This is a genomic window from Wolbachia endosymbiont (group A) of Urophora cardui (assembly GCF_964028435.1).
Taxonomy (GTDB): Bacteria; Pseudomonadota; Alphaproteobacteria; order Rickettsiales; family Anaplasmataceae; genus Wolbachia.
Genome location: NZ_OZ034774.1, coordinates 1,330,362 through 1,355,512, shown reverse-complemented (window position 1 = coordinate 1,355,512; position 25,151 = coordinate 1,330,362). Strand labels below are relative to the sequence as shown.

22 protein-coding genes and 1 pseudogene are annotated in these 25,151 nt (G+C 35.8%); 12 read left to right on the top strand and 11 right to left on the bottom strand.

Annotated features, from left to right (window positions below; translation table 11 throughout):
* The 3 genes from ABWU38_RS06490 to ltrA all read right to left on the bottom strand — a co-directional run bounded on the left by ABWU38_RS06490 (position 1) and on the right by ltrA (position 3,976).
* Positions 1-318: a hypothetical protein gene (locus ABWU38_RS06490; RefSeq protein ID WP_353272701.1), complete on the bottom strand. Its 318-nt coding sequence runs from the start codon at positions 316-318 to the stop codon at positions 1-3.
* 56 nt (positions 319-374) lie between these two features.
* Positions 375-2,168, bottom strand: coding sequence for a reverse transcriptase/maturase family protein (locus tag ABWU38_RS06485; protein WP_253309139.1), 1,794 nt, complete (start codon positions 2,166-2,168; stop codon positions 375-377).
* A 557-nt stretch (positions 2,169-2,725) separates the two neighbouring features.
* A complete protein-coding gene (gene ltrA, locus ABWU38_RS06480) occupies positions 2,726-3,976 on the bottom strand; it encodes a group II intron reverse transcriptase/maturase (protein ID WP_353272700.1) in 1,251 nt (416 codons plus the stop codon).
* 987 nt (positions 3,977-4,963) lie between these two features.
* On the opposite strand from ltrA, the gene ABWU38_RS06475 reads away from it, so the two are divergent.
* Positions 4,964-5,917: a helix-turn-helix domain-containing protein gene (locus tag ABWU38_RS06475; protein WP_265016319.1), complete on the top strand. Its 954-nt coding sequence runs from the start codon at positions 4,964-4,966 to the stop codon at positions 5,915-5,917.
* A 345-nt stretch (positions 5,918-6,262) separates the two neighbouring features.
* Here ABWU38_RS06475 and ABWU38_RS06470 read toward each other — a convergent pair whose 3' ends face one another.
* Positions 6,263-7,054 (bottom strand): hypothetical protein, encoded by a 792-nt coding sequence (locus tag ABWU38_RS06470; RefSeq protein WP_353272699.1) that lies wholly within the window; start codon positions 7,052-7,054, stop codon positions 6,263-6,265.
* A 520-nt stretch (positions 7,055-7,574) separates the two neighbouring features.
* On the opposite strand from ABWU38_RS06470, the gene ABWU38_RS06465 reads away from it, so the two are divergent.
* On the top strand, positions 7,575-7,847 hold the full coding sequence (locus ABWU38_RS06465) for a hypothetical protein (protein WP_264329155.1): 273 nt from the start codon (positions 7,575-7,577) through the stop codon (positions 7,845-7,847).
* An 89-nt stretch (positions 7,848-7,936) separates the two neighbouring features.
* Here the strand turns inward: ABWU38_RS06465 and ABWU38_RS06460 are convergent, their stop codons facing one another.
* Both ABWU38_RS06460 and def read right to left on the bottom strand, forming a co-directional pair.
* Complete coding sequence (locus ABWU38_RS06460; RefSeq protein WP_353272698.1) at positions 7,937-8,758, bottom strand: uracil-DNA glycosylase family protein; 822 nt, start codon at positions 8,756-8,758, stop codon at positions 7,937-7,939.
* Positions 8,748-9,287: a peptide deformylase gene (gene def / locus ABWU38_RS06455; protein WP_353272697.1), complete on the bottom strand. Its 540-nt coding sequence runs from the start codon at positions 9,285-9,287 to the stop codon at positions 8,748-8,750. The genes ABWU38_RS06460 and def overlap by 11 nt, the downstream gene beginning before the upstream one ends.
* A gap of 138 nt (positions 9,288-9,425) precedes the next feature.
* Here def and ftsA point away from each other — a divergent pair, with 138 nt between their 5' ends.
* The 3 genes from ftsA (at position 9,426) to map (ending at position 12,040) form a co-directional block, all read left to right on the top strand.
* The gene (gene ftsA / locus ABWU38_RS06450) at positions 9,426-10,664 is read left to right on the top strand and encodes a cell division protein FtsA (protein WP_265016322.1); all 1,239 of its coding nucleotides are present in this window, start codon (positions 9,426-9,428) and stop codon (positions 10,662-10,664) included.
* 41 nt (positions 10,665-10,705) lie between these two features.
* Positions 10,706-11,107 (top strand): nucleoside triphosphate pyrophosphohydrolase, encoded by a 402-nt coding sequence (locus tag ABWU38_RS06445; protein ID WP_253309683.1) that lies wholly within the window; start codon positions 10,706-10,708, stop codon positions 11,105-11,107.
* Between the two features lie 150 nt (positions 11,108-11,257).
* Positions 11,258-12,040, top strand: coding sequence for a type I methionyl aminopeptidase (map, locus tag ABWU38_RS06440; protein WP_353272837.1), 783 nt, complete (start codon positions 11,258-11,260; stop codon positions 12,038-12,040).
* 50 nt (positions 12,041-12,090) lie between these two features.
* Here map and ABWU38_RS06435 read toward each other — a convergent pair whose 3' ends face one another.
* A complete protein-coding gene (locus ABWU38_RS06435; RefSeq protein WP_353272696.1) occupies positions 12,091-13,302 on the bottom strand; it encodes an MFS transporter in 1,212 nt (403 codons plus the stop codon).
* A 220-nt stretch (positions 13,303-13,522) separates the two neighbouring features.
* Between ABWU38_RS06435 and rsmH the strand changes: the two genes are divergently transcribed.
* Both rsmH and ABWU38_RS06425 read left to right on the top strand, forming a co-directional pair.
* The gene (gene rsmH / locus ABWU38_RS06430; protein ID WP_253309686.1) at positions 13,523-14,476 is read left to right on the top strand and encodes a 16S rRNA (cytosine(1402)-N(4))-methyltransferase RsmH; all 954 of its coding nucleotides are present in this window, start codon (positions 13,523-13,525) and stop codon (positions 14,474-14,476) included.
* Complete coding sequence (locus ABWU38_RS06425; protein WP_265016323.1) at positions 14,473-14,784, top strand: hypothetical protein; 312 nt, start codon at positions 14,473-14,475, stop codon at positions 14,782-14,784. The genes rsmH and ABWU38_RS06425 overlap by 4 nt, the downstream gene beginning before the upstream one ends.
* Before the next feature lie 520 nt (positions 14,785-15,304).
* Here the strand turns inward: ABWU38_RS06425 and ABWU38_RS06420 are convergent.
* The gene (locus tag ABWU38_RS06420; protein ID WP_253308905.1) at positions 15,305-16,579 is read right to left on the bottom strand and encodes an MFS transporter; all 1,275 of its coding nucleotides are present in this window, start codon (positions 16,577-16,579) and stop codon (positions 15,305-15,307) included.
* A gap of 111 nt (positions 16,580-16,690) precedes the next feature.
* On the bottom strand, positions 16,691-17,512 hold the full coding sequence (locus ABWU38_RS06415; protein WP_353272695.1) for a hypothetical protein: 822 nt from the start codon (positions 17,510-17,512) through the stop codon (positions 16,691-16,693).
* Positions 17,513-17,836: 324 nt separating this feature from the next.
* On the opposite strand from ABWU38_RS06415, the gene ABWU38_RS06410 reads away from it, so the two are divergent.
* The 4 genes from ABWU38_RS06410 to ABWU38_RS06395 all read left to right on the top strand — a co-directional run bounded on the left by ABWU38_RS06410 (position 17,837) and on the right by ABWU38_RS06395 (position 23,256).
* Entirely contained in the window at positions 17,837-20,419 is a 2,583-nt protein-coding gene (locus ABWU38_RS06410; protein WP_353272694.1) for a valine--tRNA ligase, read from the top strand.
* Between the two features lie 65 nt (positions 20,420-20,484).
* On the top strand, positions 20,485-20,733 hold the full coding sequence (locus ABWU38_RS06405) for a hypothetical protein (protein WP_353272693.1): 249 nt from the start codon (positions 20,485-20,487) through the stop codon (positions 20,731-20,733).
* Positions 20,734-21,179: 446 nt separating this feature from the next.
* Positions 21,180-22,328 (top strand): hypothetical protein, encoded by a 1,149-nt coding sequence (locus tag ABWU38_RS06400; RefSeq protein WP_353272692.1) that lies wholly within the window; start codon positions 21,180-21,182, stop codon positions 22,326-22,328.
* Between the two features lie 82 nt (positions 22,329-22,410).
* Positions 22,411-23,256, top strand: coding sequence for a hypothetical protein (locus ABWU38_RS06395; protein WP_353272691.1), 846 nt, complete (start codon positions 22,411-22,413; stop codon positions 23,254-23,256).
* Here the strand turns inward: ABWU38_RS06395 and ABWU38_RS06390 are convergent.
* Both ABWU38_RS06390 and ABWU38_RS06385 read right to left on the bottom strand, forming a co-directional pair.
* A pseudogene (locus ABWU38_RS06390) lies at positions 23,192-24,011 on the bottom strand (IS256 family transposase); the annotation flags it as partial. The gene ABWU38_RS06395 and the pseudogene ABWU38_RS06390 sit on opposite strands and share 65 nt — an antisense overlap.
* An 86-nt stretch (positions 24,012-24,097) precedes the next feature.
* Positions 24,098-24,397 (bottom strand): ETC complex I subunit, encoded by a 300-nt coding sequence (locus tag ABWU38_RS06385; RefSeq protein WP_253309377.1) that lies wholly within the window; start codon positions 24,395-24,397, stop codon positions 24,098-24,100.
* A gap of 145 nt (positions 24,398-24,542) precedes the next feature.
* Here ABWU38_RS06385 and ABWU38_RS06380 point away from each other — a divergent pair, with 145 nt between their 5' ends.
* The gene (locus ABWU38_RS06380; protein ID WP_353272690.1) at positions 24,543-25,151 is read left to right on the top strand and encodes a 50S ribosomal protein L25/general stress protein Ctc; all 609 of its coding nucleotides are present in this window, start codon (positions 24,543-24,545) and stop codon (positions 25,149-25,151) included.

Below are 25,151 nucleotides of genomic sequence, written 5' to 3'. Positions count from 1 at the left end.
TTATGTTTGTTGCAACATTGTTGCAGGGGTATTTGCTATTAATACGTCAACATTATTACACACAAAACGTTTTAAACTTATATTTTTTTCTAGATAATTTTTCATATCCTGCGATAATTTTTCCTTTAATTCTTCATATATTTCCGACAGCAACGTCTCTAATTCCTTAAAAAATTCAATCTCTATATCACCTGACGTAAGGATCATCAGCAAATGTTTCACTAACTCTCTATCGTTTGATTTGATCGCCTGATAAATTGCTTTTTCTCTATCCGTAGAGTGGGCAGCCAGCGAGTTACTTGTTAAGTACTTTTCCAACAACCCCTCTCCGAACCACGCATGATCGTTTCCGTATCACGTGGCTCTCCAATAATCTAACGTTTTAAGGAGTCACCATCATATTTTCCATATTGGATTTTCTTATGGCATTCATGACAAACAACAAGAGTCTTCCTCTGTCGTTCAATCATTCTCTTTTTCCATTTCGGTAGCTCAGTATTACGTTTACCTAGCAAATCAGCAAGTTTACGTACGTGATGTACTTCAATCTGCTCTTGTGATTTACATAATTCACAAGTTTGTGCCAATAGTCTTTGCTCTATTTCACTACGCTTATTCCATATTGGTATAAGGTTATCACTTATACTTACCCATTTATTCCATTTTAGTGACACAGCACCAAAGTGTGTAATTAATGGTATCTTTGATGGTAAACGATCTACTCTGACTTGGATGACTTTTCGTTTTTCACCTTCGTCGTTTTCAATCATTGCACCAAATTTTCTATAAATTTTCCTGCAAGTTGTTTTGTATTTAGATGCTAAAGTCTTTACTAATGATACTTCCATCACATACTTCAAATAACTTAGTGTGTGAAGGTTGTAGGCCATTTTGTAATATTGTACAATTCCTCGATATTCAGTTTGATACTGAGCAACAATACTGTAAGCTGTATCAAGTGTACGTTGAGGTAAATGTATAGGCTTTCCACAACGCATATATTCAGAACACTTTTTCTGCTTTATATGATGTGGTACACGTAACCCAATACTACCGTTAATACATCGTTGTGTCCGATGATCATGTTTATCATCTGCATGCAAGACGTGTATTTTATAACCTAAAAAATTGGCTTTGCTATCACACGCGTGTGTAATAAGCGTTTTATCTTCATTAAGCATAAGTTTGAGCTCCTCATTGAGGAATTTAGCAATCTCATTTTTAATTTGTTCAGCTTCATTTTTTGGTCCTGCAAACCCTACCAGAATATCATCAGCATACCTAACATACCAAAGACGTCGATAATTTAGATCACAAGAATCCTTAGATGGCATACCCTGCACTAATTGACGCAGTTGTTTTGCTTGATCCCAGTTCCCTTGTTTTCTCATCATCGATACTTGCATGGTTAACCTTAAATATTTTGGATTTGTCTTTCTTCGCTTACCTCGGTTATTTGCTGGTATTAGTATATGTTCCACATGTTTATCTAACCGATCGAGTAATATGTTACTCAAAATTGGACCAATAATAGAACCTTGTGGTACCCCACTATGACTCTTATTGTACTTCCAATTTTCCATATATCCTGCTTTTAGCAGTCGATTGATTAGCTGAATAAAACGGTTATCTTGGAAGCTTTCACTCAGTATTTTCAACAACATAGTATGATCAATTGAGTCATAACATGCACTGAGATCTCCCTCTATAAACCATTTTGTACCTCTGCCTTTTTGCATTACTGCTCTTAATGCAGTGTGGCATCCACGCTTTGGTCGAAATCCATGTGAACATTCACTAAATTTAGGCTCATAGTAGGCTTCCAATATTAATCGGATTACTTCTTGAAGTAACTTATTTGACCATGTTGGCAATCCTAACGGCCTGCGTTTACCACTCTTCTTTAAAATATAGATACGTTTTACTGGTGTCCACCGATATCGCTCATAGCGTAAATCCTCTATGATTTTATCGATTTTCTCCAAAGACATACCATCAACTGTTTCAGTTGTCACACCTTCTGTCATAGCACCTTTATTACGACAAAGTTTGCCATACGCTCGAAGGTAAAGATCACGCTGATAAAGTAGGCGATATACGTTTTTAACCGGCAAATTTCTTTGTCCACGTTCACGTATAATGTTAAGTATTGTTTCAGCTTTCCGCATCTTGCGTACCTCCCAATTTCAACATTCAATTATCTGTCACCCTTTGCCCTGTATGTGGCTTTCCCACGCTCCCCGGTGATTCGTTACTTTCACGACTACTACGATGACTCCGTAACCATAGAACTCGCGTTCCTTAGGTCATCCCATGTTCCGTCACTAAGAACTGTTCTAGATCAACTTAGGTTTTCCATTCATCCTCTTAAATAAGTTCACTACTTATCGTTCTACAGCCAGAATGTCACACAAACGAAAGTTTAATCTGTGCTTACCGTAGACATGGGGTTTTAAATGCGATACCCATGGATGTGAAGTCCCACCCCTGAAGATTAGAATTCAAGCAGTTTAGCTTTAACCATATTGATCAGGTGTTGCAAGCCGTTATCTTACACATCTTCAGATAACTCTCGCTTTACATACATGCTCTTGTCCTCCTTCCCTTTCGGGTTAAAGTTAGTTGTTCACCTCGAGGCCATTTATTCTGAACCCCGCTTAGCTCTGCTAAGTATTTCTTAATGCGTACCACGGCGCACCCTCTCGACTCATAAAGCTCCCACTAGTCATTGCCCTAACCCTATACTTAATTTCCAGTGCACAAAAAGATTTGGTCTACTCTTTGCGATTCTTTCTAGTAACTTAGCTGCTTTGGTTTTATGCCTACTCAGCTTCTTGTACTTTGTCTGAAACCACTTTCTGAGTTTCCTATTAAACATTCTTATTATTTCCTCTAGCGCAGTTATGTGATACTTCCCGTAATAGTTAAACCAACCCCTTAGAATTGGATTACATATTCGTGATATATCTTCTATTTCCAAGTTTGTTCTTCTAGCAAATTTCCAGCCTCTAATTTCTTTCTTCATCTTTCTCAGACTTTCTTTACTTACGGTTGGAGTAAAACTTACAAATAGACTACCATCTTTTCTATTTCTTACAAGCCTTTTGCGAAATTCATATCCTAGGAATGTAAATGACACATTCTCATGACTATCCTTTCGTTTTCCATCTTGACAGTAGATGATTTTGGTCTTTGTATGTTTTATTTCCAGCTTGCAAGTCTTCAGTCTCTGCTCAAGTTGACTTAAAATTAGTTGTGCTTGGATCTTGCTTACACAATGTATAACACCATCATCAGCATATCTTGCCCACTTTACACTTGGATATTTTCTTCTCATCCACACATCAAAGCTGTAGTGCATGAATAGGTTACTTAAGATAGGACTAACTACACCTCCCTGCGGCACTCCGCTGAGACGCTTTATCTTTGTTCCATCTTCAAGTTGTATATCTGCACTTAGCCATCTTTGTATGTATAAGAGAACCCATTTGTTTGTAGTGTGCTTTCTGACTGCTTTCATCAGTAGATTGTGGTCTATGTTATCATACATTCCCTTGATGTCAAACTCTATTAACCAATTTTGGTCGAAGCATCGCTTCCTGGTTTGTCCTATGGCATCTAATGCTGATTTATTTGGCCTATAACCATATGAATCCTCATCAAATACCTTCTCAAGTTCTGGTTCTAAAACACTTCTTACAACTTCCTGTGCTATACGATCCGAGACAGTTGGTATTCCAAGTGTCCTTGTCCCTCCATCTGCCTTGGTTATATCACAAGCCTTAACTGCAGGTGGAAAATAACTACCAGATGATAGCCTATTCCATAGCCTGTAAAGGTTCTTGCTTAAGTCTTGATCAAACTTTTCAATTGTTAGATCATCAATACCTGCTCCTCCTCTGTTTTCTTTAACTCTTTTATAAGCCATAAACACTAGAGATTTCGGTATATCAAAAGGCTTTGTTCGTTCAATCATTTTCATCCTCCTTCAAGTTGAATGATTTACTAAAGTCGACTAGTTCAACCCCTTCGCTCCATGGTCATTACAACCACTTCTTCACTACTACGAGTTGATCCGCCCCAGTGATTTGTATCGCTACTCTAAAGCTTGAGGATTTGCCTCTTGCTTGTCTCGCTTTGCATCAAATCGACTGGTTCCTGCAGTTCCTTATTAAAGCCCAGATCAGACTCACGCCACCTTTATGCCGAACACCGCCTACACAGTAATCAGGTTCCCTGTACGCTTTTAAGAGGAGAACAACTCACTCCTCCTTTCGATGTTCACTTCCCTTTTCGACACGTTCATCAGTGGTTCACTTACGTTCGCCTTTCTGATCCACACCTTCTAGCTCTTACGCTGATTTTTCCTTAACGCTTATGACCCTATCTCTTAAATAGAGCCACTTAAGGTGGTTTGAAACCTGCTCCTGAAAACCGATTTCGAAGGACCTTCCTTCATCTTCAATAAAGCTTCTCACAAACATTACCCTGTTTGTTGCTGCAGCACACCATCATTCTTTGGATCGAGAAACTTCGAAAGAGCCATAACGAACTAACCTAAAAAGCATTAATAATTATACACAATTCTGAAAAAATATTCAACTTCTTTATTTTTAGTTTATTTTTTTAAGTTTTGAATGCGTTGATGAAAAAAATGTCTCCCATAGGTGGCTTTAGAATACTACTACGCACCTTAGAGGTCCTTTTTGTAGATCTTTTTATACCCCCCTCATAAAGCGCCTAAAAACCCCGGCAAATGAATTCATGGATTTAGTAGCTATAAAGAGCTTTAAAAATACTTATTTTTGGTGTGAGAGCCTAATAAAATACGAGCCAAAAGCTCAAACCTACCATCGAGCTCTCACATCTTTCATAATAAAGAGCTTGAAGTTTAACGTCAACATTTTCATAGTAAATTTATGCTAACCTGTGTAATAATGTGTAGTTTATTTCTGTTAGCGGCATGGCAAAACGTACTACTATTTCCATAAGGTACAAAATAGCACAAAATATAAGAAGCTGGATATTAAAGCGAAAATATACCCAAAAAGATTTAGCAAATAAAACAGGTATAGAATACTATACGCTGCTAAGGTATGTAAAAGGAAAATGTGGCATTCCAACTGAAAAGTTAAAACGTATAGCAAAGGCATTGTCAGTTCCTATTAGTAATCTACTTCCTCCACCAAGAGAAGACAGTTGTTTTGATAAAGATAAGGCGCAAGAGACGTACGATTTCATGGGAAAATACATGAAAACAAAGGGGAGAGAACCGCGCAAGGCAATTAATCCATTAACCAAATTTATTCGAGCTCAAGAGGAAAGTGATGTAAAAGCAGCAAGAATAAGAATGGCAAAAAATATGCTCAAGTTAGAATTTGATGCTGATATTATCTACCGAGCAACAGGCTTATCAACAAATGAATATAATAATAAAGAGCTAGTTGTCTGTAAGCGTTACAAGGAAGGACAAGAGATGAAGAAATGGAGGATAATAAGAGAATATACTCAAGAGGAATTGGCAAAAGAGCTAGGTGTAGCACGTTCACAAATACATAACTATGAACAAGGGAAGAGTACCTTTTTAAGTGAGGTGGCGTGTAAAGTTGCAGAAATATTATCAGTGGATGCTGAAGATCTAATAACGGAAGAAGATTACTATGAAGGTGAAGACGAGGAAGCGGAAAATGAGCTATTAAGTTTGACGAGAGAATTCAAAAGAATTGATAATCAGGAATCAAGAGATGAACTGAACATACTAATAGAATTTTTGTCCGAAAGAAGGCAAATCTACAGAGAAAAGATCGACAAAGCAGAAGGGATAAAAGTAGCAAATAATCTACTTATACTAGGTATTTCTGTTGATGCTATTTCTTCAATAACTGGCTTATCTAGAAAACCCATATATACCTCCTAGTCTAAAAAGTACAATATATGAAAACAATATGGTAAAAATACAAACATTATTTCGTATGTCAAGTTTTTTTTACTTCAGAATATCAGAACCAATCATAAATTATTCCTAATCTTAAAAAGCAACTAGAAATGGGAATTAATTTGGGAAAGTGTTGAAAAAAAAAGTACATAAATCTTCAAAGAAATGTATCTTTAGGTACTACATGCTTGTTTGACTGCTTTAATTCTTTCTAAAAACGCGAAACTATCATTGCTAGTATGTGTCTAAATAGGATGAAAATAGGCCAACATATTGGACTTTAGGTTACTTAAAGCTTGTGCATATGCTGATAATTTGAATCAAGATTTAAGAATACACTGGCGATTTATTGTGCCCAGTAGTCCATACACTAGAAAGGACGCTCTTAACAGCATCACACGTACCTATATCGGGATCTTCTTGCTTTTCCTCACTAACTCTCTCGCAAAACTTTCCAACACCATAACCTACTAATGCACCAATTACTGCAGCTACAAGAAACACCGCAACAGCACCAACAGGAGTTAAAGTAGCAGCTCCTGCAAGATATGCTATGCTCAAACCTAAAAACAAACCAATTGCTATACCGCCACAAACATAGTATTTGTTGTTGTTTTTAGATTTTATTTGTAATTTAGGGTGTCTTTTAAAACCTATCCCGCAATGTATAAGATTAGCTAACTCATTTGCACCTTCATCACCAATGTTGTTATCAGATAATTCAAGTTTAGTAAGATTCGTAAGACTAGCTAAAGCTTTTGCACCTTCATCACCAATATTGTTATATTTCAAATCAAGTTTAGTAGGATTCGTAAGACTAGCTAAAGCTTTTGCACCTTCATCACCAATATTGTTATCAGATAATTCAAGTTTAGTAAGGTTTGTAAGACTAGCTAAAGCTTTTGCACCTTCATTGCCAATATTGTTATATTTCAAATCAAGTGTAGTAAGATTTGTAAGATTAGCTAAAGCTTTTGCACCTTCATTGCCAATTTCTGCTCTGTGCAAACTAAGTTTTGTAACGTCTGTTCTATTTTGTAAAAAGCTTACTAGTTCACTTACGTTTACGGCGCAATGACAATAAAGGACACCGTACTTAACATGTTCATTAAAATCCATTTCTTCTCCTTACTAAAATTATCATATAAATATTTTAGCCAGTATTTCAGTGATTGTCAATTTTGTTAACAAATTACGTGAAAATTTGTAGAAAATACCAGACTCTGTAGCGTCACAAAAAATTTGTTCATTTACTTTTTCTAAAACCGCAAAAAAGTACGTATCTTTGTGAGAGCTTGTTTGGTAAAAATAAGGTTGTGAAAATAGAAGGTTGAAATTGTTGCAACGAAGTTAAGCAAATTGGTTCGTATATAAATATGGTAAAAGTAGGCCAATATAGCTAGTTTTGTGGTATAGTAAAATTATTATAAGAAAAGTTCGAACGTGTCATTTGGAAAAGAAGATCATTAGAGGGAAAAGAGGAGCTTGATGATTTGGAAGAGAGCTTAATTGATGAAAGATAGCGCTATGTGTTTCCAAAATTGTGCATAAAAGTAAAACAAAACGAAGGTTAACAGTTGCGTCTTTTTCGCAAGAATAGCTGATAAATGGATTTATGGAAAAAAGGAGTGCCTGAACTATGAAAACATTTACAGGAGAAACTATGAGAAAAAGAACATTAACTGTTACCTGTCGATATGAGCCTGATGAGTTAGCAGATAAACGCTTATCGGATGTATACGGGCAACTGATAGAGAGATTGATAAAGAGAAAAAAAGAAAATAGAGAGAAAGAAACAAATGAAAGTAGTGAGTTTATATGCGAGAGTGTCATCGTGCAAAAAATTAAGCATAGTACGACAAATACAAGTTTTCTTGTCGTTTTAATCTGCACAGATTGCGAAGTTAAATGAAATAGCTTCAGTTTCATGATAAGGGGGCTGACGAAACTTGTCAAGTAAGTTTTTTCGTTTCTGCGGGCTACTTCTTGACACCAGTGGTGTTAAGTATTCGTACAGTTATTGGTATTATTAAGATACTCCCTAATCTTCTTTACATCCTCCCAGGCTAAACGTTTTTGCATTGGCTGACGCAGTAGGTAAGCTGGGTGAAATATAGCAGCTGTAGTGATTGAGTGAGATAAATATTGGTTAGTGTACGTATGAAATCTACCACGCAAATTCGATATAGTTTTTGTGCTGTCAAGAAGGCTATAACACGCAATTCCCCCGACCAAAATTAGAATTTGCGGTGAAACCAGTGCAACATGCTTCTCAACAAATGGTCTGCACATATCAAGCTCTAGGTCGGTTGGCTTTCTATTGCCAGGTGGGCGCCAAAATACGGTATTGCTTATGTATACCTTAGTGCGATCAAGATTGATTGCATTTAACATTTTATCGAGCAACATTCCACTTGCACCACAAAATGGTATGCCTTGAAGGTCTTCATTTGCTCCTGGAGCTTCACCAACGAGCATAATTTTTGCGTTTGGATTACCATCGGAAAAAACAGTATTAGTTGCAGTTTTTTTTATCTCACAACCTTCAAATGATTCAACTGCACTTCTTAGTTCATCCACACTACTACATTTACTTGCAAGTTTCCTTGCTTCAATTATCCAATCACTTGGAAACATGTCTTTTCCATCTTTAGTGTCACCCCAGCGCGTATCTGCATCTTTCTTCTGGGTCCCAGTTTGGATAACAGAGGGTTGCACACCCTCTTTGCTCTCCAACTTTTTTTCCTCTTCACCCTCTGTTAGTGTGCAATCAACGCCCACTTCATGGTAAAATTTTAATAATTCTAGGTCTTCATTGCTCATAATGCTTTTTAACCTTTTGTGCTTTTTTCATGGCCATATCATACTTTAATTTAGATAAATGTCTAATATATAATATGCCATTTAAGTGATCTAGCTCATGCTGAATACACCTTGCGAGCCAGCCGCAAGCTTTTAGCGTCTGTTCCTCATTATTTAAATCCTTATATTTCACAGTCAAATATTTTGGACGCTTAATCTCATAGCTTTGCTCTGGAATTGAAAGGCACCCTTCTTTGAGAATTACTTGTTCATCGGATAATTCCGTAATTTCAGGGTTAATCATGTAAAATTTGCCAGTCGATTCATACCCTACTGGCTCGTCTTCAGCTCGAGAGAGCTGAATGTCCATAACAAAAATTCTCCTCAGCACTCCAACTTGCACTGCAGCAAGGCCAAGACCTTCTGCATCGTACACAGTTTCGAACATGTCGTTTACTAATTCTTTAATTTTATCGTTTATATCTGTTACTTCACTGGCACGTGTGATTAGTCTTTCATCAGGGGCAATTACAATTGGTAATATGGACATAAAAATTATAATTCTATGTTTTGCTTTTCCTTTTGTCCAGAATTTAGTGTATATTAAAATGTTGCTATATCTATAATAGAAATATAAATTATTAAAGAAAGCTACAATTTAAATGAAATTGCGTAATAAGGTTAACTAATGTACTCTGCAGTAATAGCAAAACCAAAGAGAAACGTTTTTGCTGTTTTAGACATAGGTACAACAAAGATTATTTGTCTAATCGTTAAAATAAATGGCAACTTCAGCTATAAAGTGACAGGAACGGGCTATAAGATTGCAGAAGGTGTAAACGGTGGGTCGATAACTAATGTAAAACACGCAAATTACTCCATCTCATCAACTATAGGTTTAGCTGAGCAAGTGTCAGAGGAAACTATAGACCAGATATATGTGAACATTGCTGGATGTGGCATCTCATCTTTTAATGTACATAATGAAATTATTGCAGCTAATCATGAAATTTCTGACCGGGATATAAAACGTGTAGTTTTTCAGACGTTTGAGAAATATATTGAAGAAAATGTTATCATTCACAATATACCACTGAAATATCACTTAGATGACATGACTGACATAAAAGAAGTTGGTGGATTGTACGGAAAAAGACTATCTGCTGATGTTAATGTTGTCACTGCTTCGCGTCCAGCGCTTACCAATATTGAAAACTGTATTACCAATAATGGTGGATTAAATATGGCAGGTTGTATTGCTTCTGCATATTCTGCAGGTCTTGCCTGTCTGAGTGAAGATGAAAAAGAGCTCGGGACTGCTATTGTTGATATAGGCGGTGGGTGCACTGCAATTGGAATTTTCAAAAGAGGGAAACTTGTGTATGCAAGCAGCGTTCCAATTGGTGGCGTTCATATCACTCGAGATATTGCTTACGGGCTATGCACAAGCATAGAACGTGCAGAGTATATAAAAATACTGTATGGTAGCACTATCGTAACTTCAATAGATGAGAACGAATATATTACAGTCCAAAATAGTGAAAATGATGAACCTACTCAAGTATTCAAATCTGAGCTTATTAACATCATAAGACCAAGAGTTGAAGAAATACTTGAAATGGTAAGAGAGCAATTTCAAGAGCAGAAAGATCCAATTAATAAAGTAGTGATCACAGGTGGAACTAGTCAACTCACAAGCATGAAGGAAATTGCAGGCTATATATTCAATAAGCAAGTTCGAATTGGGTGCCCTGAGTCTTGTAGCGGTCTTGATGGCGAATATGATAAAAATCCTGTATTTTCTGCTGCTATAGGTTCTATAAAGCTAATAGTTGAAACTTTTTATAAGAATAACTCTGGAATGCTCGGTCAAGATGGTAAAATAAGTAAGTTGTACCATTGGGTTAAATCAAAAGTTACAGTTTAATTTTACTGAATGAAATTCTTATATCTGTCAAAGGAAACATTATGAATAAAAAACATTGTTTCAAAATTAATAAACTTGTTCGTGATCATACAACTGAAATTATACGTTCCCATGGAATTATTGTTTATGAGAGGGTGATGGAAAAAGATGAATACATTGAACGTCTCAAAGATAAACTTTTAGAAGAAGTAAAGGAAGTTATTGCCTCTAAAACCTCAGATGAAAACCTTGAAGAGTTAGCTGATTTACTTGAGGTCATACATGCATTAGGCAAAGAAAGTGGACTATCTATAGAACAAATTGAAGAAAAGCGTATCTCTAAAAAACAAGAGAGAGGTGGTTTTGAGAATCGTATCTACAATACTTACATTGAGGTGAATTCTAATAGCATCGATTACTATCACAAAAAACCTTCAGATTATCCTGAGATAGTAGTTGTATAGTTCAGATTATTAAATAGACTTCTTGCTTGACCACCTTTCATACAAATGACTTGACACTAGGATCCATAGGGCTTATTTTCATAATACGTAAAGTTATTACATTTATGTACTTGCAAGTAAGCGTACCAATTACAATAAGACATGGAAAATATGAACATAACTATACACTCACAAGAAGATTTTGAATTTATGCGCAAGGCTGGCAGGCTTGCTGCTGAAACTCTTGATTTCATTGCACCGTACGTAAAGGTAGGGGTGACAACTAATGAGTTAAATGATCTATGTCATGATTTTATAATTAATGCAGGTGCAATTCCAGCACCACTAAACTATAGGGGGTATCCAAAATCGATTTGCACTTCAAAAAATGCAGTTGTGTGCCATGGTGTTCCCGATGATAAAACGCTTAAAGATGGAGATATTTTAAATATTGATGTCACGGTGATTTTAAATGGTTGGCATGGTGATACAAGTCGCATGTTTTGGGTTGGCAAGCCATCAATAAAAGCAAAACGTTTGTGTGACGCTACTTATCATGCATTGATGGAAGCAATTAAACAAGTTAAACCCGGCAATAAGTTAAATGAAATAGGGCTTGCTATAGAGAAATATATTAGAGATTTTGGATATTCTATCGTACGCAGCTACTGCGGACATGGTATAGGAAAAGTCTTTCATGCTCCACCAAATGTAGTGCATTTCTATGATCAAGATGAAAATCTCATCTTGAAGGAAGGTATGTTTTTTACAATAGAGCCAATGATTAATGCTGGAAAACATGAGACTCTGCTCAGTAAAATCGATGACTGGACAGTGACAACATGCGATCTTTCACTTTCTGCTCAATTTGAACATACGCTCGGAGTAACTAAAGATGGTGCTGAAATATTCACATTATCACCTAAAAATTGGCACTTCCCACCATATAATTAGATTTTTTTAAACTCTGCTATACTGCAACTATACTTGGATCTTGAAGAAAGCTAATCCTTAATTTGCGATATAGCAACTAGCCCAATTAATGCACAGAAAATCATGTAAAAACTAGCTGAAGTCTCTTGTCCTGTAACTTTGATAATTGTTGTGCATATAAATGGTGCAAGGCCACCAAAAAATCCAGCAGCTATATTTCTTGACAAGCCAAATCCGCTGTACCGAACCTTTGTTGGAAATAATTCACACATAAATGCACTGACAGGACCAAGCGATGCAGCTATTGGAATTATAAAAAGAATATATGCCGTAAAAGTGAGTAAGTAATTGCCACTACATAACATTGAGAAAACTGGATAACTCACTATTACAAAAGCTATAAATGAAAATTTCATAACTTTTTCTCTTCCTACCTTATCAGAAAGTATTGCAAACAATATTGTCAATCCTCCGAGCGCAATTTGACTCAGTATTTCTACCATATGGTTAAAATGAGTATTTATTGTTGATGTAAGCACATTGAAAAATACCAGATATATGTAAAGAGATGAGTTTTCAACTATATCAACCCCAACTGATATCAGAAAAGGTTTTTTATAGCTATTCAATAACTCTTTTAATGGCAGTTTAGATGGATTTTTCTGTCTTTTATACTCTGGGCTTTCATCAAGTATATATCTCATATATATGCTGATTAATCCCATTGCTAAACTGAAAATGAAAGGTAATCTCCACCCCCAAGATTCAAAATCAGATACTTTTTTGCATATGAGTACTGCTATCAGGCTTAATACTGAACCAAAAATTGCGCTTAATACTTCAATGCTGCCAAAAAATCCTTTTTTGTTTTTAGGAGCGTGTTCTATTAAAAATGGTGCATTTCCTGCTTCTCCTCCAAGGGATATACCCTGCAATAATCTTAAACAAACTACCAGCATTGACGCTAGTATTCCAATGCTTTGATAACCTGGAACAAAAGCAATTAATACGGTTGATAAAGTCATTAATATAATCGAGAGCAATAAGGCAACTCTTCTGCCATGCTTATCACCAATGTGACCAAATATAGCAGCGCCGACTGGTCTCATTAAGAAACCCACTGCAAACACTCCAAAAGCCTTCAATACGCTGGTTAGTTGATCATCCGATGGAAAAAACACACCACCTATTATGTTTATTAAGTGGCCAAAAAGCATGTGGTCATACCACAATAAAGTGTTACAAATCAAACTTGAAAATATTACTTTTGTTATTTGCTGCATAATTTTCTATAGTTTGTTTAGTATTTAGTAATATACATTACTTTTTTTTATATAATAGAAAAATTTGAACATTATATTAATAATAGTATCTTATTAAATCTTAATATTTTTATATCATTGACTATATTCAAGTATTTTTATATTATTGCCTATATATTTCCATATGTTTTAGTGGGAAGCTATTTTTATTTGTATGCACAGAGTCTTTTGATGGAGCACTATGACACACACTCCAGTTTTGTTAAAAGAGATGCTATCACTACTATCACCGCAGGATGGTGGTATATACGTGGACGCCACATTTGGAGCTGGAGGGTATAGCAAAGCAATATTGGAGTCAGCTGATTGCAAGGTATATGCAATTGATAGAGATGAAACGGTAACTAAGTTTTATGATGATTTAAGCGTTAGATATCCCGATAGAATAAAACTATTCATTGAGAAGTTTAGTAATATTAAAAGTATACTAAGCAGCGTTGAGCCATCTCCTGTCATCCCAGTACTTGATACTGGAAAAAATAACTGGTCACGCGCTGGAATGAAATCAAACGGAGTGGATGGGGTGGTTTTTGACATCGGAGTTTCATCTATGCAGCTTGATAACGGAGATAGAGGGTTCTCATTTTTACATGATGGTCCACTCGATATGAGCATGGATAACTCTTCTTATATAAACGCTTCAACGTTTGTTAACGCTTTACGCGAAGAAGAAATTGCAAATACTATATATAACTACGGAGGAGAGCATCATTCTCGCAAAATCGCAAGAGCAATAGTAAGTGCACGGAAGAAGAAAACTATCAAAACTACATTTGAGCTTGCGAACATTGTACGTTCTGTGGTGTTCCGTGGAAAAAGCAAAATTGATCCTGCAACCAGAACATTTCAGGCAATCAGAATATGGGTAAACGATGAGCTGGGAGAACTTGAGAGGGGCATTAAAGCTGCATCTGAAATTTTAAATGAGAATGGCAAATTAATTGTTGTCACCTTTCATTCTTTGGAAGATCGTATAGTCAAAACTTTTTTTAAAGATCTATGTGAGCCAAGATCTACTGATTGTAAGACATTCTCTCTTCTAAATAAAAAAGTGATCAAAGCAAGTATAGAAGAAGTAAGTGCAAATCCGCGTTCACGCTCAGCAAAACTAAGAGCTATACAGAAGTTGTCATGAGAACTTTCTGCATCATCTCAATAGTTATGTTTTTTCTTAGCATTGTAGGACTATTTAAGATAAAACTACATGTTCAGTCATTAAATAGAGAGCTAATAAAAATAAAAAGTGAAATTAGTTTAGTACAAAGTGATATAAAAGTTTTACAAGCAGAGTGGAGCTATTTGAATAATCCAAAAAGACTTGCAAGCCTTGTAAAGAAATACCTAAAAAATAACTCTTTAATACTGGCTAGCCAGGTTAAAAATCTTGACTCTTTAAATGGCCGCAGTGTGTTAGCACAACTTAAAATCCATGATCAACAGTGAGATTAAGTCTTATTTTTTACAGATGAGCACATCACAATAAAACTTACTTTGTATCCGTTCAGGATAGCGGCAAGGTAGTATAACCATAGAGTAAAAGTGAGTTTACAACAAATGGTGTCATCCCAGTGCTTGACACTGGGATCCAGCCTTTCCATAATCATCAAAAACATTGTATTTTAACGTAAAACAGCTATTTTTATGCTTACCAACTTAATAAAATTCCTGGATCCCAGTGTCTGGGCACTGGGATGACAGCAGTCCTACGTCATACCGCGATTCATTCGCGGTATCTCTTAACATAGATCCCGCTAACAAGCAGCGGGATGACGGTTGTCAGGGTGTCATCCAAGTAGCCCCTTTTTTCTGGATTCCAGACTGGAATGACAGCAGTCCTACGTCATACCGTTACGGTATCTCTAGATCCCGCTAACAAGCAGCAGGATGACGGTTGTCAGGGTGTCAGCTACTTAGATGAAACCCTTTTCCGGTGGAGATCACTATCAAATCACATAAGAGAAAACTAAGACCAATCACATTTTTTATCTTGCGGTTTTATTTGCAATATTGCTACCACACTGATCAACAAGCAGAAGACTATATAAAGCCCAGCAGCAAGGTTTGTTTGAGGAAATGTTACAGTCAACCAAATACAAACCATAGGAGTAAATCCTCCATGTAACGCATAAGAGATGTTGCGTGATAAGCTCACACCACTAAATCTAACATTGGTGGGAAAGAGTTCAGATGCAACTATTCCTATGGGAACTATACCTCTTTCTATTATAGAAAGAGCCATTACACTAAGCATAATTATAAGGTAATTTTTGTAGTAATATGCAATAGATAACGCAGGACAACATAGTGCCATTGTAATTGCTATAAATAAGATTGCAGTGCGCTCTTTTCCAACTTTATCAGCCAACATTCCAAACGCTATTGAAGATATCGGCATTAATACACTGGTTATAATGAGCACAATTTCGTTGATATATGTCGTTACATACACATCCACTGATGCTATTTCCTTTGCGAGTGTTCGAAGAAATATGGTAAATCCGACAGCAACATTAACAGGTACAGATATTAAAATAGCAAGTATAAGAGCTCTCTTGTGGCGCTTTATAAGCTCTATTATTGGCAAATCAGGTAAATTTCTTTGTTTTCGATTTTTTTCATATGCTGGAGTTTCTCCCAATGTGTATATGCTATACGCGCTAATTAATCCTAAAATAGCTGAGAAAACAAATGGCAATCTCCAACCCCAGGTACAAAAATCAGTAGTTTTTTTGCAGATAATTACTATCACCGCAGAAAGCAAGACACCAATGGAGCGACCACAGCCCATTATTCCAAAATACATTCCTAAGTTCTCTTTCCTACTGGATAAATGTTCTATAAGATAAACAGAACTTCCCTGTTCACCACCAAGTGCAATTCCTTGTGTCACATGGATTGCAAGAAGCAATATAGTAGAAATTATACCTACTTGATTGTGACTTGGAATAAATGCAATGAGACTTGATGGTATCGATATTAGCAAGATAGTAATTATTAATGCTATCCTTCTTCCATACCTGTCACCAACGTGACCAAATATGAATGCACCAAGTGGCCTTACAATTGCACCTAGCCCTACAATTCCAAATAATTGCAGTATGTTACTGTAGACATCTTTTGCAAAACAAAACTCTCTGCTAATTATGTTAATCAAATCAGTGAAGAGCATGTAGTCATACCATATTGCGATTCTGCAGAGTATGGTTGATATCAATACCCTTATTTGGTGATTATCCACTAAATTTAATTCGTAAATGTTTGCTTATTCTATTCTGGCTGCTTTTTGGGATTTTGCAACCTAAGCATGTGAAGTTGACTGTTTTATTATGGTGTGTGATAATTGAGATTGTTAAGTACTAGGTAATGCTACATATGTAATACTACCAGCTACAAGTGCAGATGCTACTGCTATACCAATCATTACTAACATCTCTAACCTAACTGTACGTTCAAGTGCAGTAAATGCTATCAGTCCAGCAGCAAGACCCATACCAACAGTAGCGGTGTACCGTGCTCCATTGCCTTGTTTTGGTTGCTCAGTTGTTTTGTTTTTAGCTTCTAGTGCTTGTTTTTCTTGATCGAATTTAGCTTGTAATTCTGTTTTTTCCTGCTCAGCTTTCAGCTTTTCAGCTTCTAATTCTTCGCCTTTCTTACTTAATTGTTTTTCTAATTCTGTTTTTTGCGTATTAGCTGCACCCAATTGAGTTTGTAAGTCTGTTTTTTCCTTCTCTATCTGCTCAAGTTTATTTACTTTTTCTTGCATTTCATTTGATAGTTCATTTTTAGCTTCAGTTTTTAGCTTTTCGGTTTTTAGTTCAGCTTTTGCAGCCGTTATTGTTGCTTGGTCAGTTTTCAGTTCATCTTTTGCAGCCGTTATTGTTGCTTGGTCAGTTTTCAGTTCAGCTTTTGCAGCCGTTATTGTTGCTTGATCAGCTTTAAGTTCATCTTTAGCTTCAGTTTTTATTGCATCATCAGCTTTAAGTTCATCTTTAGCTTCTGTTTTTAGTTTCTCTCTGAATGCACTTACTATGTTTTCTGAAGTTTCTTCCTCTTTACCTTCCAACACTCCTTTAAGGAAAACTCTCAGCTCTTCTTTTTTTGTAGCATCCAGATTATGACCATTCTTATCTAAAGCACCCAAAATCCCTGCTAATCTTTCAAATCCTATCATAACGAACCTCAATATATATAATTAACATTACATAATACCTTTAGAACCTAAGGTCAAGTAATATTTTTATCATAGCATAGAAAATTTATGTTCGTAAACAAAAAATTTTGGCGTAAAATTGCCGTATTTACTTAATTGTGCTATAGCTAAAGTAATTTAGGTTTATCGACAATCGTCATCCCGCTGCTTGTTAGCGGGATCTATGCTAAGAGATACCGCGGCGGTATGACGGTTAAGTATCCTGCTACGTGTTAGCGGCTTAGATACCGCGAATGAATCGCGGTATGACGTTGCTAGCTTAAGGTTTAAAATTGAGAAATATTTATGTTAAAAGAAAAATACGGCTTTAAAGAAGTTGAAGACAAATGCAACATATTATGGGAAGGTAGTAAAGTTTATAAATGGAATGGTGAAAAGGATAACACTTTCACTATAGACACACCTCCACCAACAATATCGGGTAAATTGCATATCGGCCATATATTTAGCTATTGCCACACAGACTTTATTGCAAGGTTTCAGCGCATGCTGGGAAAAGATGTGTTTTATCCAATTGGGTTTGATGATAATGGGCTCCCCACTGAAAGATTGGTTGAACAAACCTATAAAACCCGTGCAAAAGAAGTTGGCAGAGAAAAATTTATAGAGATGTGCCATGAAGTTATTGAAAAATCAAAGCAAGAATTTAAGGAACTATTTAAATCGGTCGGCATTAGTTATGACTGGAGTTTGGAATATCACACGATCAGCAAGGAAACTGTGACACTTTCTCAAATGTCGTTTATCGATCTATATAATAAAGGGTATGCATATAGAAAAATGCAACCTATTCTTTGGGATCCGGTTGATAAAACCGCAATTGCGCAAGCAGAAATAGAAGATAAAGTTTTTGAGTCATCCTTAAACACGATAGTTTTCTCTACTCACGAAAATGAGCAGATCAATATTGCAACTACGCGACCTGAGTTACTTCCCGCATGCGTTGCAGTTTTTTGCCACCCAGAGGATGCACGCTATACCCATCTGATTGGCAAAACAGCCGTAGCGCCAATAACAAAGGAAAAAGTTCCAATAATAGCTGATGATAAGGTTAAAGTAGATAAAGGCACTGGGCTTGTTATGTGTTGTACATTCGGTGATGAGCTCGACATATATTGGCAGCAAAAGCATAATCTGCCGATGAAAATTATCATCGATCAGGATGGGAGGATGAACCTGCATCCACCGCATGGTCAGAAGGAAAGAGCATGGATCCCAGTGTCTGGGCACTGGGATGACACCATAGGGGCTACTCGGATGACAGGAGAAAGGGCTACTCAGATGACAAAAGAAGACGTCATTCCACCACACCCCGGCGTCATTCCAGCGCGTGACGCTGGAATCTACAATGAAATCAATGGATTGAAAGTTACAGCAGCAAGAAAGAGGATGATCGAAATCCTAACTGAGAAGGAGTTACTAATAGAAAGCACTAGCATTTCTCATTCTGTTAAGTGCGCAGAAAGGTCTGGTGCACCACTTGAGATATTGCCTACTTATCAATGGTTTATCAAGACCTTAGAGCAAAAAGCTCAAGTATTAGATAAAGTAAAAGAATGTAATTGGCATCCAAGCAATATGCGTAAACGCATGGAAGTGTGGATAGAAGGGCTAAATTGGGACTGGTGCATCTCAAGGCAGCGCTATTTTGGTGTGCCATTTCCAGCGTGGTATTCCAAACGTAAGGGAGAAGAAGGTAAAATTATTCTAGCTGAGATAAAGGACCTACCTATAGATCCACTCAAAGATTTGCCAAAAGGGTATAGCAAAGAAGAGGTTATCCCAGATCAAGATGTAATGGATACCTGGGCCACAAGTTCAATTACTCCTCAACTAAGTGCACTGGCAGTAAACAGTGAGTTTAGCTTACCAAATCATCGCTATAATACAATATTTCCTGCAGATCTGCGCAGCCAGAGCCATGAGATAATAAGAACTTGGGCTTTTTATACTATTTTAAAGGCACATTATCATGCAGATTCTTTACCTTGGAAAAACATTATGATCAGCGGTTGGTGTTTAGCCGATGATAAGAAAAAGATGAGTAAATCAAAAGGTAACATCATCACTCCTCATGTAATACTTGAAACTTATGGAGCTGATGTAGTACGCTATTGGGCAGCGAACTCAAGGCCTGGAGTTGATACAGTCTACTCTGAAAATATATTTAAAATTGGCAAGCGCCTAGTTACAAAACTTTGGAACGCTAGCAAGTTTGTTTCCATGTTCATGGAAAAGCATCAAGTAATGAGCATAAATTCTGCTCACGAGACAATAGATAAGTGGATATTGTCTAAGTTATACAAAGTTATAGAAAGAGCAACGAATAACCTATTACAGTTTGAATACTGCGAAGCTTTGGGCGTAATAGAGGAATTTTTTTGGAAGGATTTTTGTGATAACTACTTGGAATTAGTAAAAAAACGCGCGTACGGAAGCAGTGAAGCAACCTTAAGTGCAAAACAAAGCTTGGCGTATGTGTTAAATGTTATTTTGCGGTTATTTGCACCTTTTTTGCCTTACATTACAGAAGAGATATACCACCAGTTGTATAGTTATAATTCTGTACACAATCAAAGTAATTGGCCAAAATTAGAAGAGCTTATCTACGATAAATATTCAGAGGAAATGGGAGACAATTGCGTGCAGATATTAAACATTATCAGAAAGATAAAAGCAGATAATAATGTATCAGTTAAGCATTTGATAAAGAAATTAGTGATAAAAGCAGATCTACGAGAGGACAAATTGAATCAATCCGCGCAGAATGACCTACAAGCAGTTTGCAATGCGGAAATGATAGAGTGGATGCAGTCTGAGCTTGAAACTGAAGACGGGAAATACATAGTGAATATAGACTTATACTGATTTGTATAGCTTTACTTCCCTTGACATTTATGCTATTATAATACTTTAGTTGTGAGGGAATAATAATGGGGGATTTATATAATAAAGCCAATGCACCATATCTTATAGCTGGTGCTTTTGCTACTTTGGTATTGCTTGCATCTGGGACACTTGCTGTTGCCCCTTATGTTGAGTTCTTGTCTTCAGTTGCAGTCTTTAATGTAGCTCTTCCTGTTGCCTTGAGTTTATCTATACTATCTACTTTGATACTCGCACTTTCATGCAAGATGATTAGTAATAATGGCTTTGTTGCATCGCTAGCTATGATGGATTAAAGATAAAAAAGATGGAGAATATCAGTAGCTTATTATTCTGGTATTTATAACAAGAACGGTCAGTGAATACCTAAATTTGAGTAAAAGAAATTTCACTACCACTCACTAATCCGGCTAAAATTCAAGAATTTCAATGCTTTAGCTATTTTCAATAGAATTAAGTTTATTAATATAAATAATAAATTACTATTCTTAAATTTGATCAGATTGATTGCAAAAAAACAAGATTTTCAATAGGTTGCTTATAATCCTAGCTATAGTTAGCCTTTCATAAGTAGCGATGCAACAAAGCCAGTAATAATAAGAAAATAGAGGTTGAGAAAAATAAATTTGCTGAAAAAGAGCAAGAGTTAGAAAGCGTAAAACAACAATTTGAGAGTAAGGTACAAGAGTTAGAAAATAAAATAACTCTAGAAAAAGAAGCTAAAGAAGCTGCAAGCAAAGAAGTGGAGGAATTGAATAATCAACTAAATAGATTAACTCGAGAAAAGCAAGGTTTAGATGAGAGAATAAAAAAATTGAATAAGAAAGTAAGTCAGTTAGAATGTGAAAAGAAAAATTCTCTTGATTTTACTAAAGAGTTACGTGATGAAAATACGAAACTAAATGAAAAAAAAGGTAATTTACAAGGTGAATTATGTGAGATGAAGAACAAACTGAGCAACTTAGAACATGAATACAATGACTTACCTTGTAAATTAAAAGAGAAGGTTTCTTCTCTAAATCATCAATTAACTATGTTAGAAAAAGAAAAGATACAATTAGAAACAGAATTAAGAAAAGAAGTAGAAGAATTAGTAGTGCAGTTAAGAATAAAAAGTGATGAAGCTTCCTCTCTGAAGGAGGAATTAAAGAAAAGAGAAAAAGAATTAAGTAACGACATAAAAGAATTAGAGAAGAAGTTATACCAGTTGGAAAGGGAAAAGAAAAGATTAGAAGGTGAAGTTAGTTATGAGCGTCAAGAGCACACTCGTTTTAAAAATGAAGTTGACAAATTAAGTACAAAGGAGAAAAAGCACTTATCTAAAATTGAGGAGCTGGAAAAGGAATTATTATCTTTAAAAGCAGACGAGGAAGAACTTGTTAATCAATCAATAAACGTTAAGGATGATTACAAGAAAAATGTAAATAAATTTGAAGAAAAAAAGAGAGAATATGTAACGAAAACAGTATTTACTGTACTCAGTGTAGTGAAAGAAAGAGTAGAGCAAGGACTTTTTAATTTAGAAGAACAAGACATGCAAGATACAGACCGTATACAAGAAGCAGTTGATGAATTTATGCAACCTATATATGAAAAGTTAGGTATAAATAATCAACTAGATATAAGCAGTGAACATTCATCAGAATTTGAAGGAACAGGTGAAAATAAGCTTGCTAATAGACTAACTTTCCCGAAACCACTTTCTCCTCGCACATCCACACCAAGAAGATATTCTAGAAAATCTCTATCTCCTAAAAAGGAAGATGAGGATGAGAATAAAGAAAATTCAGAGCAACTAAATCACGAAAATCCTAATACAAGTACCGGCAGCCCTAATTTATCGCTTTTTAGAGATGCAACAAATAATTCCTATCACACCTTAACGATGTAAGTGCAGGGACCTCCACAGATAAGAGAATCTTAACAAATATATACAAGACTGCTGAAGTTTTGTTCATGAGGGGAGGGGAGTAATGAGCAATTTGTTTAACAAAGCTAACACATTTTATTTTGTAGCTAGTTCCTTAGCTACTCTTACGTTACTTACATCTTTAGCGCTTATTGTAACTTCTAATGTGCCTCTTCCTCTAATTCTTGCTTTAGCTGCATTATCTGTTTTGGTGCTTGCACTTTCGTATAAAATAATTAGTAATAATAAGAAACTGGAAGTTGAGAGAAATAAATTCGTTCAGAAAGAGCAAGAGTTAGAAAATAAAATAACTCTAGGAAAGGAAGCTGAAGAAGCTGCAAACAAAGAAGTGAAGAATCAATTAAATAAATTAACTCGAGAAAAGCAGGGTTTAGAAAGCGAAATTGAAAGGCTAAATAAGGAAATAGAGTGGTTAAAGAAACAGTTAGAATCACAAGAAGAACTATATGATGAATCAGGAGAAGAACTGTATGATGAATCAGAAGGAAAAGGGGGAGATGAAAATAAAAATGAGGAGTTAGAAAAAAAGATAACAAAAGAAATAGAGGATCTAAAGGCATCCCTCAATATGACAAGTAGAAATATTGGTTTACATAAACAAAACAAAAAGCACTCATCTGAAAATTCTAATATTGATAAAACTCTTTTTAATAAAGCTCTAAAAGCGGAAAAGAAGTTCAACGAAAATATTAACAAGTACGAGGAAACGCTAAGCATGCTGGAACGAATTTCATTACAAGAAAATGCAGTACAAGAAGCAACTAATTCGGGAGTGTTAAATAAACTGTGTCAAACCGCATTTTTAGTTCAACTCAATTTTCAATACTGGCCACATACTTCAGTGAGTTGCGTATCTGATGCACTATACACATCTGCACTTCCGCATTAGGAAAGACACTGTTTATAGCTGCAGGAAAGCTTTTCAGCCCATCAACGCAGGCAATAAGGATATCTTCTACTCCTCTTTCTTTGAGGTCATTTAGCACTCCCAACCAGAAGTTAGCTCCTTCACTTTCAGCCAAATAAAAACCTAATACTTCTTTTTTGCCATTTTGATCTATGCCTAATATGTTATACATGCATTTACTTACGCAATGCCCGTCCTCTTTGACTTTAAAAAACCATGAAAACTATCGGATATACAGACTGCAGCGGGCGACTATGCCATTCGTTGATTACTGGTAGCAATTTGTCAGTAATACTTGATATCTCTGCCACCGATATTTTGTGATCATAAATTTCCTCAACATGTGACACTATATCTCTATAGCCCATACCACTGGCAAATGTGCTCAAAATCTTCGTTTCAAGCTCTGGATGTAAGTTTGTTTGCCTTTTTTTGACTATTTGTGGTTCGAAACTTCCTTCCCTATCTCTTGGCGTCAAAAGCTCAAATGACCCTGCGCTTGTACGTAAAGTCTTTGCATTCCTCCCATTTCTTCGATTATTCTCTTCGCTTTCAGCCGACAAGTGGTTTTCTATTTCACCTTCCAGGCTTACCTCCAGCAACTTTTTTATAAACGGTGTTAATGCTCCATCTCTTCCTGTCAACGGTCTTCCTTCTCGTATAGACAACAGGATATTTGTTTCTAATTCTTTATAATCTACCAAACCGGTAGTTCTGTTTACTACTTTCTGACTCATTGTCAAACCTCCATTTTTTTATATCAATTTATTACTTTTTTTTTCGGTTTGACACAGTTTATTTAACACTCCCTTTGTTGTGCAACTTACTTTAGTATGAAATTGCTTGCGTAAGATTTTGGCAGCCTCTTAACATTTTTTGGCATTTCAATTACGTATTTAACGTTGCGTTTTTTTGCGTAGAATACTGCTTTTTCAAGAGAATCAAACTTTAATACAATCTGTTTTTTTGGATCTTTTGAGCCAACCCACCCCATTAAAGGTTCAATGTAGTAAGAACCAGATTCAATTTTTAGGTGCCAGAGATTTGTATTACCTAAACCAGATTGTGTTGCAGTTTTTGTTGGTTTATAAATCCTAAAAACTACTTTATCATCAATGCCCATAGTTCTTGTTAAATAAGCTTAAATATACATCTAAATAAATCCTTTCACAAACAATTAGTATGAAAGAATGAAGTTTGAAATAAATATTTTTATGTTATATTATTATTAAATTATATTAAAAGGATTAGCTGAATAGGAGTAATCGATGACGCAACAAGAAATAGTAACAATTAATGCAGAGTTACGTGATATAACAAAAACAAAAGCGATGCATTCTCTAAGGAAGAAAGGAAACATCCCTGGAATCATATATGGAAAGGGTCATGATAATGTAAATTTAACATTGTCTGCAAAGGAATTCACGAAGCAATATAAATCAGGCTCTCCTTCTGCACATTTGATAGAGCTGAATATTTCGGGCAAAAAGGAATATGCTCTTGTTCGCGATATCCAATTGCATGTAGTAAAGGATACTGTGCAACATGTTGATTTTCAATTTGTTGATAAAGGCAGCGAAATTAAAATAGACATACCTCTATCATTTGTGAATGAAAGTAAAGCTCCAGGGATCAAGTTAGGTGGAGTGCTTAATGTTTTGTGTCGTTCTATTGCTGTTAAATGCTCTCCTGATAAAATACCTCAGGTTATTGAAGTTGATTTATCCGGTAAAATGATTGGCCAGTCTATACATATTAATGATGTAAAATTACCAGAAGGTGTTAAGTTTGTAGCTCATGAAGAAGAAAATTTTACTATTGTTACAATTTCTGCTGCCGATAGTGACGTTGAAGAACCTCAAGCAGAAACAGAGTAA

Bases quoted from the DNA above. Each gene is read 5' to 3' on its own strand.
- ABWU38_RS06485 (WP_253309139.1), bottom strand. From the start codon at position 2,168: ATGCGGAAAGCTGAAACAATACTTAACATTATACGTGAACGTGGACAA.
- ltrA (WP_353272700.1), bottom strand. From the start codon at position 3,976: ATGATTGAACGAACAAAGCCTTTTGATATACCGAAATCTCTAGTGTTT.
- ABWU38_RS06475 (WP_265016319.1), top strand. From the start codon at position 4,964: ATGGCAAAACGTACTACTATTTCCATAAGGTACAAAATAGCACAAAAT.
- ABWU38_RS06470 (WP_353272699.1), bottom strand. From the start codon at position 7,054: ATGGATTTTAATGAACATGTTAAGTACGGTGTCCTTTATTGTCATTGC.
- ABWU38_RS06465 (WP_264329155.1), top strand. From the start codon at position 7,575: ATGAAAACATTTACAGGAGAAACTATGAGAAAAAGAACATTAACTGTT.
- ABWU38_RS06460 (WP_353272698.1), bottom strand. From the start codon at position 8,758: ATGAGCAATGAAGACCTAGAATTATTAAAATTTTACCATGAAGTGGGC.
- def (WP_353272697.1), bottom strand. From the start codon at position 9,287: ATGTCCATATTACCAATTGTAATTGCCCCTGATGAAAGACTAATCACA.
- ftsA (WP_265016322.1), top strand. From the start codon at position 9,426: ATGTACTCTGCAGTAATAGCAAAACCAAAGAGAAACGTTTTTGCTGTT.
- ABWU38_RS06445 (WP_253309683.1), top strand. From the start codon at position 10,706: ATGAATAAAAAACATTGTTTCAAAATTAATAAACTTGTTCGTGATCAT.
- map (WP_353272837.1), top strand. From the start codon at position 11,258: ATGAACATAACTATACACTCACAAGAAGATTTTGAATTTATGCGCAAG.
- ABWU38_RS06435 (WP_353272696.1), bottom strand. From the start codon at position 13,302: ATGCAGCAAATAACAAAAGTAATATTTTCAAGTTTGATTTGTAACACT.
- rsmH (WP_253309686.1), top strand. From the start codon at position 13,523: ATGACACACACTCCAGTTTTGTTAAAAGAGATGCTATCACTACTATCA.
- ABWU38_RS06425 (WP_265016323.1), top strand. From the start codon at position 14,473: ATGAGAACTTTCTGCATCATCTCAATAGTTATGTTTTTTCTTAGCATT.
- ABWU38_RS06415 (WP_353272695.1), bottom strand. From the start codon at position 17,512: ATGATAGGATTTGAAAGATTAGCAGGGATTTTGGGTGCTTTAGATAAG.
- ABWU38_RS06410 (WP_353272694.1), top strand. From the start codon at position 17,837: ATGTTAAAAGAAAAATACGGCTTTAAAGAAGTTGAAGACAAATGCAAC.
- ABWU38_RS06405 (WP_353272693.1), top strand. From the start codon at position 20,485: ATGGGGGATTTATATAATAAAGCCAATGCACCATATCTTATAGCTGGT.
- ABWU38_RS06395 (WP_353272691.1), top strand. From the start codon at position 22,411: ATGAGCAATTTGTTTAACAAAGCTAACACATTTTATTTTGTAGCTAGT.
- ABWU38_RS06385 (WP_253309377.1), bottom strand. From the start codon at position 24,397: ATGGGCATTGATGATAAAGTAGTTTTTAGGATTTATAAACCAACAAAA.
- ABWU38_RS06380 (WP_353272690.1), top strand. From the start codon at position 24,543: ATGACGCAACAAGAAATAGTAACAATTAATGCAGAGTTACGTGATATA.